Here is an 11,443-nt window from a genome sequence, read left to right on the forward strand (position 1 = left end):
CGACGCTACCAACCGACCTGCAGCGTCGTGCTCTTGGAGACCCCGTTCACCGTGACACCCAGCTGGGCCGTGCCGGGGCGCAGCGCAGTCAGTTGACCGGTAGACGGGTCGTAGGAAGCGACTGCCCAGAACGGAGCGGTCTTCGCGGGGCCGACGTGCAGTGTGGACGACCCCCACCAATCTGCCGACACAGGGAAGGACACCGGCACCCGGCGGCTGTCCTGGACGACCGTGGCAGACGCAGGCGCCGACTGACCGCGGCGGAGGCTCTCAGGAGCAGTCAGCTCGAGCGCGTCGACATGCGGTCGCAGCTCGACCTGGAACCACGGCTGGGCCGACGGGTTGGCCGCGATGCCGACCAGCGCCCAGCCGGTGAAGCCACCGGCGTCCGGCGCCGCGGCCGGGCTCTTGCCGGAGTTGCCGGTCAGCGGGAGCAGGACGCCGTCCGTCCGGGTCGCGGCGAACGTGCCCGCGTGCGCCGCCATGTAGGCCGCGCCCTTCCCGGTCGAGGCCCGGAAGTCGGCCAGCCACTTCACGATCATCGCAGCTTCCTTGCGGTCGCCGAGCTGTGAGTTCTGCGTCGGCGACGGGTCGTCGATCGGGTGGTGCGCCATCACCACCACGTTCTTGATCGACCGGTCCGAGGCGGCGGAGTCGAGCTGCTTGCGCAGGTCGAGGATCTGGTCGAACCCGCCCGCCCGCAGCGATCCGAGCGACGAGTCCCGCAGGACGAACCGGGTGCCCTTGTGGTCGAACGTGCTGGTCGCGTCCCCGAAGACCTTCTTCCATTCGGACAGGTCGCCCGGCCCGTACGTCTCGTGGTTGCCGGGCACGTAGTGCAGCGGCACCTTGCCGGCCACTTCCTCGTCGATGATCTGCTTGGCCAGCGCGATGTCCGGGCCGAACGCACGATCGACGAAGTCGCCGTTGATCACCAGGAAGTCCGGCTTCTGCGCGAGCACCTCGCGGATCGTCCGGCGGGCCTGCTTCACGTAGTCCGAGTTCGGGTCGTCGGAGGTGAACTGCGCGTCCGACATCACCGCGAACCGCCAGCGTCCGGCCGTCGTCACGGTCCCGTCGGTGACGACCATCGGGTCGATCACCTTCGCCGGCGGGTCCATCGTGACCGGCGGCGCGCTGCGGACGGTCAGGTCGTCGACGACGATCCGGCCCGAGTACTGCCGGGTCGGCGAGGTCTCGACGACGTAGATCCGCCAGAAGCGCAGCGGCATCGTCAGCCCGGGCGGGATGTCCGCCTCGACGTATTTCCAGCCGGTCCAGTCGACCGTAGCGGCCAGGTTGAGCGTCTGCGCCGTACCGCCGGCCGCGTCGTACGCGTTGGCCCGCAGCCACGCGCCCTTGCCGTCGCCGTACACCCAGGCTCCCAGCTTCTGCGGCTGGCCCGGCAGGGTCTGCTGCGGGTTCTGCGAGAGGTACGCCGCACGCGTCGCCGTGCTGCCCGTCAGTGAGTAGTCGAGCGCGATCGCCTGCCCGCCGTCGTGCCCTTCCGCGGCGGACAGCGTTGCCGTCGCCTTGCCGGCCGGTACGGCGTTGGCCGCCCACTTGGTCACGTCGTCGAGCTCGTCGACCACCGTGGCGGCCAGACCGGCCGTGATGCTGAGCTGGGTGCTGAGCGTGCCGACGGTCGCAGTGACCACGGCCGAGACCGCCTGGTCGCCCAGCGCGTCGACCTCGAAGCCATTGCCCTTCGCAACGATCTTCACGAGCGCCGGGTCGTAGCTGAGCTTGACGTCGCGCGGCTCGATCCAGGTGGAGAACCCGTCGGCGTCGTACCCGTCGACCTCGAAGAATCCCTTGGCGGCGGAGTCGGCGAGCGAGACCTGCCGGGTCGAGGGCGCCAGGCGGGTCGGCGTACCGAGCACTGTCATCGGGAACCTTCCGTTGGCCGCGCCGCGGGTGGCGGTGACGATCGCGTCGCCGGCGCGGCGGCCGGTGACCACGCCGTGCTGGTCGACGCGGACGTTGCTGCCGGCGTACCAGAACGGCGTCCCGGCCGCGGGCGCGTAGGTCTCGTCGTGGCCGGTCGCGCTCAGGACGCGGCTGAGCCCGGCGAGCACACGGGAGCTGCGGGAGATGTCGGTGTCGGGACTCGCCTCGGACGTGCCGACAGCCTCGACGCGGAAGCCCTTGAGCCGGCCGGAGCCCTTGACCGGGACCAGGCCGAGTCCGTTCGGGACGAGCCGCTCGCCGCCGTCGGACGGGTCGTTGACGACCTCTGGCGCGGCCTCGCCCGGGGTGCGGGCCAGCATCGTCGACGAGCCGCCGCCGTCCAGGTTGAGCGCGTCGTCGGCACCCAGGCTGACCATCAGCTGACCCATTTCCTTCAGCGACAGGCCACGCGATCCGGTGGCCCGGCCGTCGACGGTGAGCAGGATCATCCGGCTGCCGTCGGCGTCGAACCCGATCGCGGTCCGCGGCGCGAGGTCGGCGTCCGGCACCGTGTCCGGGACCTGGCCGTCCTTCGCGAGCTGGTAGTTGCCGCTGACGGCGGCCGCGACCTGACCGGCGTCCGGGCGCAGGCCGTACGTGACGTCGACCTTGTCGCCGACCGCGAACGCGGTCAGGGACTCGGCGCCGGCCTCGCGGCCGATCAGCGCCTGCTCGCCGGCGGCCAGCGGGGTGGTGGCCGGAGTGGTGGCGGTGGAGACGACCACACCGTCGCGAAGGATCACCTCGCGCACGGTAGGCAGGCCGTCCACGGTCCTGGTCCGGGCCGCATCGCCCCACTCCGGGGTGTAGAGGCCGATCCCGCCGGTGTTGACGGTCGGCGAATTGAGGTTGGTCAGCTCGAGCGTGGTGGCGCCGTCGGTCGCCGTTCCCTGCAGGAACAGCTGGGCGATCTTGCCGAGACCGTCCTTGCCGATCACCGCGGTGTCGTTGTGGCCCGCGGCGGGCGCGTTCAGCAGCTTGCCGGACTCGACCCCGACCCCCAGCGGCGCGGTCGTGTCGTTGATGTCGAAGAAGTCGCCGTTGACACCCGCGATCGCGCCCTTGCTCGCCAGCTGCCGGCTGAGCGGCTGCCCGCCGGAGACCTTGCCGGTGTTGACCAGGTCGACGGTGACGCCGTGCTGGTCCAGGTCGGTGTCGAGGATGTCCCCGCGCTGCCAGCCCTTCGGGTCGAGCCGCTCGAACGACGTGTAGTTCACGCCGGGCGCGACCGGACCGTCGACGCGCGACGTGAGAACGCCGTTCTCGGCGATCGCGGCGTCCGGGATCCCCGCGGCCGTGGTCTTGCCGAGCGCCGGGCTGACGAGCACCCCGGCGAGCAGGCCTCCCACGCCGATCGCTGTGGTCAAGGGACGGATGAGCGACACAGGAGCCTCCCCACGGTGGACGGACGCGGTCATCCGACGCCGCGCACCCGACCGCCTCGTAAGCCGCAGGTGTACGCCGGTCAACCGACCGGTGACAAAGTAACGCCTACGGTCACCGTGTGGAAGGTTTTCTTCTCAAAGTGTCAGCTGGTGGCCACCGGGCGGCCCGAGATCTGCCAGGCGTGCATGCCGCCGTCGAGGTTGATCGCCTCGCGGCCGAGCTGGTTCAGGAACTGGGTGGCCATGCCGGAGCGGCCGCCGACCGCGCACACGCAGAGCACCTTCTGGTCCAGCGGCACCTCGCCGACGCGCTCCTGCAGCTCGCCGAGCGGGATGTGCGTGGCGCCCTCGATGTGGCCGCGGTCCCACTCGTCCGGCTCCCGGACGTCGAGGACGAACGCCTCCGCGAGCAGGTCGTCGTCGAGCTCGGCCACCACGACGGAAGGAATCTCCTGGTTCCGGAACATGCGCCCCAGCATGTCAGACCCGCGGGGCCCATCCGGTGGCCGGATCCGGAAGGCGGTTGCCCGCAGTCCGGATAAAACGTTGACACCGGGCACCGGATTTCGGACCGTGGCTCGAGGGAGGCTGCGGTGGCACTGATTCAGGGCATCCCGGGGGAGTTCGAGCCGCAACCCTGGGGAGAGGCGATCCTGCGGAGTCGTGAGCTTCTGCTGCTCCGGATCGCCTGCCGTCCACCCGACCACGAGGTGCGCCTCCCGGGCCTGGCCACCACCCCGCGGCACGTCGTCGAGGACCACAGCGGCAAGGCGCTGACCTGGCGGCGCGACGGCGACGACCTGGTCGTCCGCCTGCCGGAGGCCGGTGAGCCGCCGGTCGTCCGCGTCGCACTGCAGGGCAAGCTGCGGATCGTCCCGCCGGACACCGTCACCGCGAACGCGGACGGCGTCTGGGACCTGACCCCGACCGGTACGCCGGCGCACCTCGTCGCCCGCCGCGCCACCGATGTCGCCGTCCGGTTCCTCGGCCTGGCCGAACCGGACAGCCGGCACCAGATCCGGCTCGCCGGCCGGCGGTACGGCGTGACCGGGCACCAGCTGACCCGGACCACGATCGGCCCGTTCCCGATGCCCGAGCGCCGCGTCGTCGCGCTGACGGTGCCGGCCGGCGTACGGCGGGTGCTCGTGGCGCCGGTCGGAACGGTGCTGGCCTCGATCCACCCCGGCCGCGACGAGCTCACCGTCGTGGTGACGAACTTCGGCCGGACGCCGGCGCGCGGCGAGGTCGAACTCCCGCTGCCGGCGGGCTGGTCGGCGACCGAGCAGGCCTGGACGTTCGACGGACTCGATCCGGGCCGGTCGGTCGGCTGGATGACGCGGGTCGCGGGTCCCGCGGGTGCACACGAACTCCTGGTTCGCCTGGACGCGGGCCGCCGCTCGGCGTCGTCGCCGTACCTCGTCGCCCTGGGTTGACCCGCGCCGCGCCCGATCCTCGGATGCTGGACCTGAGACAAGAAACGGCGTCCTGAGACAAGTAATACCCTGTCCCCGCCTACCGTTTCCTGTCTCAGCCCATCCGAGTACGCCGGGCGGGCGGTGCTAGCTGACCTCGACCTCTTCCGCCTGCTGCTTGGCGGGCAGGCACTTGCCGAGGTTCACGAAGAAGAAGATCAGGCCGAGGGTGATGGTGATGTGGCCGAGGCCGGAGATGCCGTCGAGGGCGGCGCCGGCCTGGTGCCCGAGCACGGTCATCGTGCCGCGGACGAGCATCAGCCCGATGGTGAGCGCGAGGCCCGCGTTGTAGACCCAGAAGAACGCGGTGAAGAGCTTGCCCGCGGTCAGCGTGAACAGCTTCTCCAGCGCCAGCACGACCAGGAAGAACAGCATGCCCAACGCCAGGATGTGGGTGTGGACGACGCTGAGCTGGGTGTCGCCGGTGAAGTCGTTCAGCTTGGTGAGCTCGCGGTAGTACAGCCCGCTGATCAGCCCCAGAATCATGTAGACGTGCGCTGCCACGTAGATCTTCCGCATGGCCGGGAACCTATTTGAGCAGCTTCGACAGCCTTCGGTCGGCCAGCGGTTTGCCGCCGGTCTGGCAGGTCGCGCAGTACTGCAGGGAGGAGTCGGCGAAGCTCACCTCGCGGACGATGTCGCCGCAGACCGGGCACTTCTGGCCCTTGCGGCCGTGCACCCGCAGGCCGGACTTCTTCTCGCCCTTCAGGTCCTGCACGGCGAGGCCGGCGGACCGGTCGACGGCGTCCTGGAGCGTTTCGCGCATCGCGTCGTACAGCGTCTTCAGCTCGTCGTCGGACAGGTTCGACGCCGGTTTGAAGGGGGACATCTTGGCGACGTGCAGGATCTCGTCGGAGTAGGCGTTGCCGATCCCGGCGATCACCGACTGGTTCCGCAGGACGCCCTTGAGCTGGACCCGGCCGGCCTTCTTCAGGATGCCGCCGAAATCGTCGAGCGAGAGCGTGAACGGGTCCGGCCCGAGGCGGGCGATGCCGGGCACGTCGTCGACGTCGCGGACGACGTACACCGCGAGCTTCTTCTGGGTGCCGGCCTCGGTCAGGTCGAACCCCGAACCGTCGTCCAGGACCGTCCGGAGCGCGATCGGGCCCTTCCCCGGCCGGACGAGGCCGGTGTTCTGCTCCTCTTTCCAGCGCAGCCAGCCCGCCCGGGCCAGGTGGATCACCAGGTGCACGCCCTGCGCGGAGATGTCCAGGAACTTCCCGTGCCGCCGCACGTCGTCGATCAGCAGCCCCACCATCGCCGAGATCGGCGGGTCGTAGGTCTTCAGCGCGCTGATCGCCGTGATGTCGGCCCGCACGAAGGCATGGCCGACCGCCCGCTCCCGCAAGAACACGGCCAGCGACTCGACCTCCGGCAACTCTGGCATTCTCCTAGTGTGCCCGACGCCAGGGACAGTTCCGGAGAATCACCCATGGAGGACGGTTGCGGGAGCCGGTAGTTTCGGTGGCAACCGAGTTGGGAGGCCCTGATGGGGTTCGTGAAGACAATGCTCAAGGGTGCTGTGGTGGCCAAGCTGATGCAGGTTGCCCAGCGGGAGCTGAGCAAGCCGGAGAACCAGCAGAAGATCAAGCAGGCGGTTCAGAAGGTCCAGCAGCGCCGGGCGCACTGAGCAGGCTTGTGGGGCGTCCTCGGTCATCAGGCCGGGGAGGCCGTTCCACGGCGGCACGGGGGTAGAGCTAGCTCCACCCCCGTGGAGGATTCAGCGTGACTGCGCACCCAGGGTTTCCCCTGATGTGCTGGAGCGCATGAGCCAGGTACTCGATCGGACGCGCATCCAGGACATCGACGCGCTGCGTGGTTTCGCCCTTCTGGGCATCGTGATCGTGAACATCACCTTCGCCGCCTCGGGTTTCCCGATCCACCTGGCGAAGGACCCGGCGTACGACTCGTGGCTCGACCACTCGGTCCACTGGCTGTCGTCGGCGTTCGTGGACATGAAGTTCTACCTGCTGTTCTCGTTCCTGTTCGGCTACAGCTTCCAGCTGCAGATGCAGGCGGCACAGCGCGCCGGAGCAGCGTTCAGACCGCGGATGCTGCGGCGGCTCGGCGGCCTGTTCGTGCTGGGTGTCCTGCACGGCGTCTTCCTGACCACCGGCGACATCCTGAGCGTCTACGCGATCATCGGCCTGGTCCTGCTCGGCATGCGCCGGGTGAAGGACCGTACGGCGCTCCTGGTCGCGGCCGGCATCTACGCGTACCTGTTCCTCAGCCTGGCGATCGCCGCGCTCTTCGTGGACAGCACCCAGTTCATCGACCCGACCACGGCGGTCGCGGCCGCCCAGCAGACGACCGCGAGCCTGGCGGGCTCCTTCAGCGACGTCATCGGCGAGCACGTCCGTGCCCTACCGACGTACGGCTTGTCCCTGCTGACTGTCCAAGGCCCGACCACACTGGCTGCGTTCTTGATCGGCATGGTGGTCGGCCGGCACCGGATGCTCCAGGATCTCTCCGGCAACGAGGCGGTCCTGCGACTGATGCAACTGGTCGGCTTCACCGTCGGCATCTCCGGCGGTGCGTACTACGCCTCCGTCGGCGGTAACGGCGACACCGGCGCCGTACTGATCAGCGTGCTCACCGCACCGTTCCTGACGACTGCGTACGTCGCGACCCTGCTCCGGTTCATGCACTCGGACCGCGGGGACGACGTCCGTCAGCTCCTGGCTCCGGCCGGACGCATGGCCCTGTCGAACTACCTCGGACAGTCTGTGGCCACCATGCTGATCTTCACCGGCGTCGGCTTCGGTCTGGCGGGTCAGGTGTCTCCGCTGGAGACAGTCGGCCTAGCGGTCGGCATCTTCGTCCTGCAGGTGCTGCTGAGCCATGTCTGGCTCAGCAGCTTCCGCTACGGCCCCGTCGAAGGGGCACTGCGGGCGGTCACCAACGGGACCGCCCCCAGGTGGCGCGTTCAGGCCGCGTGACGGCCGTGGTGCAGGCGGGCAGTGCGGATGTTGTGCACGGTCCCGGTGGTCGAAGCAGGCTTGTGGTTGAAGGGCTTGGCCGCTGCGCCGAGGGCGAGCAGGTCGAGCTTGGTCCGGGCCAGGTCACGGTCGTCAGCGACCCAGGTGCCCCGCGGTCCGGCGGACGGACCGGTCGAGTGGCGCCTGTTGCTGAGCTCCAGAGCCGCGATCACGGCCAGCACGAGGACTACGAGAACGATGTATCCGGTCATGGCAGTAATGATTCTATCAATCAGATTCTGCCACCAGTGGCACTATTGACATAGTCCGACAAATTACTGCCATACTGGCTGCATGCTGCAGAAGATCGCTGTCGTCCTGATGGAGGACGTCGCCCTGTTCGAGTTCGGGGTGCTTGCCGAGGTCTTCGGCATCGACCGCACCGACGACGGAGTGCCGCCGTTCGACTTCAAGGTGTGCTCGACCACGCCGGGCGTCCCGATGGAGACCAGCAGCCACTCGCAGGTGGTCGCGCCGTACGGACTGGAGGAGCTCGAGGACGCCGACCTGATCGGCATCCCGGCCACCACCTGGCGGCACGCGTACGACGAGCGGATCCTGGAGGCGCTGCGGCGGGCCGAGGCGCGCGGGGCGATCCTGCTGACGGTGTGCTCGGGCGCGTTCGTGCTCGGCGCCGCCGGCCTGCTCGAGGACCGGGCCTGCACGACACACTGGCGCTACATCGACAAGTTCCACGACCAGTTCCCGTCCGCGAAGCTGGACCCGGACGTGCTGTTCGTCGACGACGGCAACATCATCACCAGCGCCGGCACCGCGGCCGGGATCGACGCCGCCCTGCACCTGGTGCGCCGCGAGCTCGGCAGCGCGGTCGCGACCCGGATCGCCCGCCGGATGGTGGTCCCGCCGCAGCGCGACGGCGGCCAGCGGCAGTACGTCGACGTGCCGGTGCCGGAGTCGTCCGGGGAGAGCCTGCAGCCCGTTCTCGACTGGATGGTCGACAACCTGACCGTCGACCACACCGTGCCCGCACTGGCGCGCCGGGCGCAGATGTCCGAGCGCACGTTCGCGCGCCGCTTCGTCGCCGAGACCGGGACGACACCGCTCAAGTGGGTCACCACCCAGCGCGTGCTGCGCGCCCGGACACTGCTCGAGCAGACCCGGATGGGCATCGAGCAGATCGCCGCCGAGTCAGGATTCGGAACGGCCGCCCTGCTGCGGCACCACTTCCGTAGGGTGGTGGGCGTGCCACCACAGGACTACCGCCGCACCTTCCGGACCGCGGGCTGATGGTTGCCTACCGCAACGCAACGGCCGCTGACATCGACCGCGTCCTGACCTTCTGGGCGACCGCCGCCGAGGATGCGCACCGACCACCGGACTCGGCCGACGCCGTCCGCCGGCTGGTCGAGCGCGACCCGGAGGCGTTGATGCTCGCGACCGACGCCGAGACGGTGGTCGGCTCGGTCATCGTCGGCTGGGACGGCTGGCGCTGCCACCTGTACCGGCTGGCCGTCGCGCCGACCCATCGCCGCCAGGGGATCGGCCGCGAGCTGGTCGCTCGCGCCGAGGCCCGCTTCGCGTCGTACGGCGGCACGCGCGCCGACGCGATGGTGCTGGACGACAACGCCCCGGCGCACCGCGTCTGGTCGACCGCCGGCTACGCACCGCAGCCGGAATGGTCGCGCTGGGTCAAGCCGCTCCGACCCCGCCCGGTGTGAGGAAGGCATCACCAGGAGGATTTGCATCGCCACCCCCTGCTCTGCGTAAGGTCACAGGGGGGTAACAGCGATGGACAGATGGAGTGGTTGTGACGACGCCGGACCGCCCCCCGGGCAGGACCGCACGCCGGCTGAGCTGGGACGTGATGCGCGTCCTGGCGGTGCTGGCGGTGATGTTCACCCACACGACGTACATGGGTCCGTTCCTGCACCCTGAGCTCGGCCGGCCGCTCGGGCCGTACCCGTTCCAGGTCGGCGCCAGCATCCTGCTGGTGATCAGCGCGTACTTCGTCTGCGTGACGATCCGGAAGGGCTCGACGTACCGGTGGCTGTGGCGGCGGGCGTGCCGCGTGCTCCCGCCGTACCTGATCGCCGTCGTTTTCACCTATCTGGTCGTAGTGCTGCTCGCGCCTAGGAACTGGATCCTGCCGACACCGCGCGACCTGTGGAGCAACCTGACTCTGGCCGCGTCGTTCGACCCGGGCGTCAAGCTCATCGACGGCTCGTACTGGACGCTGCCGCTGCAGTTGATGGCGTTCGCCGCCGCGGCGCTGCTCTGGCCGCGCGGCCTCGGGCAGCGGATCAGCACGCTGCTCTGGATCATGATCATCGCGCCGGTCGTCCTGCAGTGGAACGACCGCATCGGCCACAGCCCGCTCTGGGTGCAGCAGGCGTGGAACGGGCTCGGCCTGCACCGCCTGCAACTGTTCGCGATCGGCATCGCGATCTGGCTGTGGGCGCAGCGACGGATCGGCGTCGTCCACCTCGCCGCGCTGCTCGTGGCGACCGTCTTCGCGCAGCACGCGCACACCGCCGACCTCCCGTCGTCACTCGGCATCGGGGTCCTACTGGTGCTGGTCGCCCTGGCCGCGCGCGGTCCGGACTGGACGGTGTTCGCCCGGCTCCGGCGGCCGATCCAGTTCCTGGCCCGGATCTCGTTCGGGCTCTACCTGCTCAATCAGGTGGTCGGGTACCTGATCGCGTACCGCCTGATGGAGCTCGGCGCGGGCCGGCTGCTGCAGGTCGCCGGCGCGGCGACCGGCGTGATCGGGCTCGCCTGGCTGCTGACGAAGTACGTCGAGGAGCCGGCCTACCGGGCGCTGGCGGCACTCCGGATCCGCAGCCTGGGAGCGCGCGCGTTCGCCTGGCTGACTACTTGACATCGGATACTCGTGAGCTAATACTCGATTTCGAGTAATCGAGATCGAGGAGGCCGCTATGGCGCGACGCAAGGTGGCGAACCCGCTCGCGTTCGCGGTGCTCGGCAGCCTCAGCGAGCGACCCATGCATCCATACGAGATCTCGACGATGCTGCGCGCTCGCGGCAAGGACCAGAGCATAAAGGTGAACTACGGCTCGCTGTACTCGGTGGTCGCGGCGCTCGAGAAGCACGGCTTCATCGAGGCCCGGGAGACGGTCCGCGAAGGCAACCGGCCGGAGCGAACCGTGTACCAGATCACCGACGCCGGCCAGGCCGAGTTCACCGACTGGCTGTCCGAGCTGCTCGGTTCGCCGACGCGGGAGTTCCACCCGCTGGAGGCCGGCCTGTCCTACCTCCCCGGTCTGCAGCCCGACCGCGCCGTGGAGCTGCTCGAGCAGCGGCTCAAGGCGCTCGACACCGACATCGAGCAGACGATCGCGGCCCACGAGCACATGGACTCGATGGACTTCCCGCGGATCTTCTGGGTCGAGTCGGAGTTCCGGCTGGCGCTGCAGCGGGCGGAGTCGTCGTACCTCCACCAGCTCGTGGACGAGATCCGCACGGACGAGCTCGGCGGTGCGCACTTCTGGCGCCAGGCGTGGAAGCACTATCTGGAGGAGGGCATCAGCCCGGCCGAGCAACTGAAGGATCCCGTCAAGTACTTCGGATCGGACTTCGCCTGGATGCAGGCGGTGCCGCCGGACGCAAGATAAGTGAGACGGCCCTCGACCCACGGTGCGGCAACACCAGGGTCAAGGGCCGCGGTTCCTCGAGTCGG

Annotated in this window: 12 protein-coding genes; 7 read left to right on the forward strand and 5 right to left on the reverse strand. The window is 69.6% G+C overall.

What is annotated here, in order from left to right; translation table 11 throughout:
* Window positions 1-5 precede the first annotated feature (5 nt).
* Both ABZW60_RS10350 and ABZW60_RS10355 read right to left on the reverse strand, forming a co-directional pair.
* Complete coding sequence (locus ABZW60_RS10350; protein WP_355475453.1) at window positions 6-3,335, reverse strand: phosphodiester glycosidase family protein; 3,330 nt, start codon at window positions 3,333-3,335, stop codon at window positions 6-8.
* 143 nt (window positions 3,336-3,478) lie between these two features.
* Complete coding sequence (locus ABZW60_RS10355) at window positions 3,479-3,802, reverse strand: rhodanese-like domain-containing protein (RefSeq protein WP_355475454.1); 324 nt, start codon at window positions 3,800-3,802, stop codon at window positions 3,479-3,481.
* A gap of 126 nt (window positions 3,803-3,928) precedes the next feature.
* On the opposite strand from ABZW60_RS10355, the gene ABZW60_RS10360 reads away from it, so the two are divergent.
* Window positions 3,929-4,768 carry a hypothetical protein gene (locus tag ABZW60_RS10360; protein ID WP_355475455.1) on the forward strand — a complete coding sequence of 280 codons (840 nt, stop codon included), beginning with the start codon at window positions 3,929-3,931 and terminating at the stop codon, window positions 4,766-4,768.
* 126 nt (window positions 4,769-4,894) lie between these two features.
* Here ABZW60_RS10360 and ABZW60_RS10365 read toward each other — a convergent pair whose 3' ends face one another.
* Together ABZW60_RS10365 and ABZW60_RS10370 are read right to left on the reverse strand one after the other, a co-directional pair.
* On the reverse strand, window positions 4,895-5,326 hold the full coding sequence (locus ABZW60_RS10365) for a DUF2871 domain-containing protein (RefSeq protein WP_355475456.1): 432 nt from the start codon (window positions 5,324-5,326) through the stop codon (window positions 4,895-4,897).
* Between the two features lie 10 nt (window positions 5,327-5,336).
* Window positions 5,337-6,194 carry a DNA-formamidopyrimidine glycosylase family protein gene (locus tag ABZW60_RS10370; RefSeq protein ID WP_355475457.1) on the reverse strand — a complete coding sequence of 286 codons (858 nt, stop codon included), beginning with the start codon at window positions 6,192-6,194 and terminating at the stop codon, window positions 5,337-5,339.
* Window positions 6,195-6,296: 102 nt separating this feature from the next.
* On the opposite strand from ABZW60_RS10370, the gene ABZW60_RS10375 reads away from it, so the two are divergent.
* Both ABZW60_RS10375 and ABZW60_RS10380 read left to right on the forward strand, forming a co-directional pair.
* Window positions 6,297-6,437 carry a hypothetical protein gene (locus tag ABZW60_RS10375; RefSeq protein ID WP_355475458.1) on the forward strand — a complete coding sequence of 47 codons (141 nt, stop codon included), beginning with the start codon at window positions 6,297-6,299 and terminating at the stop codon, window positions 6,435-6,437.
* 136 nt (window positions 6,438-6,573) lie between these two features.
* Window positions 6,574-7,746 (forward strand): DUF418 domain-containing protein, encoded by a 1,173-nt coding sequence (locus tag ABZW60_RS10380; RefSeq protein WP_355475459.1) that lies wholly within the window; start codon window positions 6,574-6,576, stop codon window positions 7,744-7,746.
* On the opposite strand, the gene ABZW60_RS10385 is transcribed toward ABZW60_RS10380, so the two are convergent.
* Window positions 7,734-7,997, reverse strand: coding sequence for a hypothetical protein (locus ABZW60_RS10385; protein WP_355475460.1), 264 nt, complete (start codon window positions 7,995-7,997; stop codon window positions 7,734-7,736). The two genes, ABZW60_RS10380 and ABZW60_RS10385, sit on opposite strands and share 13 nt — an antisense overlap.
* Window positions 7,998-8,079: 82 nt before the next feature.
* On the opposite strand from ABZW60_RS10385, the gene ABZW60_RS10390 reads away from it, so the two are divergent.
* The 4 genes from ABZW60_RS10390 to ABZW60_RS10405 all read left to right on the forward strand — a co-directional run bounded on the left by ABZW60_RS10390 (window position 8,080) and on the right by ABZW60_RS10405 (window position 11,378).
* On the forward strand, window positions 8,080-9,033 hold the full coding sequence (locus tag ABZW60_RS10390) for a helix-turn-helix domain-containing protein (RefSeq protein ID WP_355475461.1): 954 nt from the start codon (window positions 8,080-8,082) through the stop codon (window positions 9,031-9,033).
* Window positions 9,033-9,464, forward strand: a complete 432-nt coding sequence (locus ABZW60_RS10395; RefSeq protein ID WP_355475462.1) for a GNAT family N-acetyltransferase — start codon at window positions 9,033-9,035, stop codon at window positions 9,462-9,464. The genes ABZW60_RS10390 and ABZW60_RS10395 overlap by 1 nt, the downstream gene beginning before the upstream one ends.
* An 89-nt stretch (window positions 9,465-9,553) precedes the next feature.
* Complete coding sequence (locus tag ABZW60_RS10400) at window positions 9,554-10,624, forward strand: acyltransferase (protein WP_355475463.1); 1,071 nt, start codon at window positions 9,554-9,556, stop codon at window positions 10,622-10,624.
* A gap of 58 nt (window positions 10,625-10,682) precedes the next feature.
* The gene (locus ABZW60_RS10405) at window positions 10,683-11,378 is read left to right on the forward strand and encodes a PadR family transcriptional regulator (RefSeq protein ID WP_355475464.1); all 696 of its coding nucleotides are present in this window, start codon (window positions 10,683-10,685) and stop codon (window positions 11,376-11,378) included.
* Window positions 11,379-11,443 lie beyond the last annotated feature (65 nt).

Origin of the sequence: Kribbella sp. NPDC003557 (assembly GCF_040610805.1) — a bacterium.
Classification (GTDB): Bacteria; Actinomycetota; Actinomycetes; order Propionibacteriales; family Kribbellaceae; genus Kribbella.

Excerpts from the sequence above, each read along its gene's own strand:
- ABZW60_RS10385 (WP_355475460.1), bottom strand. The coding sequence starts at position 7,997 with ATGACCGGATACATCGTTCTCGTAGTCCTCGTGCTGGCCGTGATCGCG.
- ABZW60_RS10380 (WP_355475459.1), top strand. The coding sequence starts at position 6,574 with ATGAGCCAGGTACTCGATCGGACGCGCATCCAGGACATCGACGCGCTG.
- ABZW60_RS10390 (WP_355475461.1), top strand. The coding sequence starts at position 8,080 with ATGCTGCAGAAGATCGCTGTCGTCCTGATGGAGGACGTCGCCCTGTTC.
- ABZW60_RS10405 (WP_355475464.1), top strand. The coding sequence starts at position 10,683 with ATGGCGCGACGCAAGGTGGCGAACCCGCTCGCGTTCGCGGTGCTCGGC.
- ABZW60_RS10395 (WP_355475462.1), top strand. The coding sequence starts at position 9,033 with ATGGTTGCCTACCGCAACGCAACGGCCGCTGACATCGACCGCGTCCTG.
- ABZW60_RS10375 (WP_355475458.1), top strand. The coding sequence starts at position 6,297 with ATGGGGTTCGTGAAGACAATGCTCAAGGGTGCTGTGGTGGCCAAGCTG.
- ABZW60_RS10355 (WP_355475454.1), bottom strand. The coding sequence starts at position 3,802 with ATGTTCCGGAACCAGGAGATTCCTTCCGTCGTGGTGGCCGAGCTCGAC.
- ABZW60_RS10365 (WP_355475456.1), bottom strand. The coding sequence starts at position 5,326 with ATGCGGAAGATCTACGTGGCAGCGCACGTCTACATGATTCTGGGGCTG.
- ABZW60_RS10370 (WP_355475457.1), bottom strand. The coding sequence starts at position 6,194 with ATGCCAGAGTTGCCGGAGGTCGAGTCGCTGGCCGTGTTCTTGCGGGAG.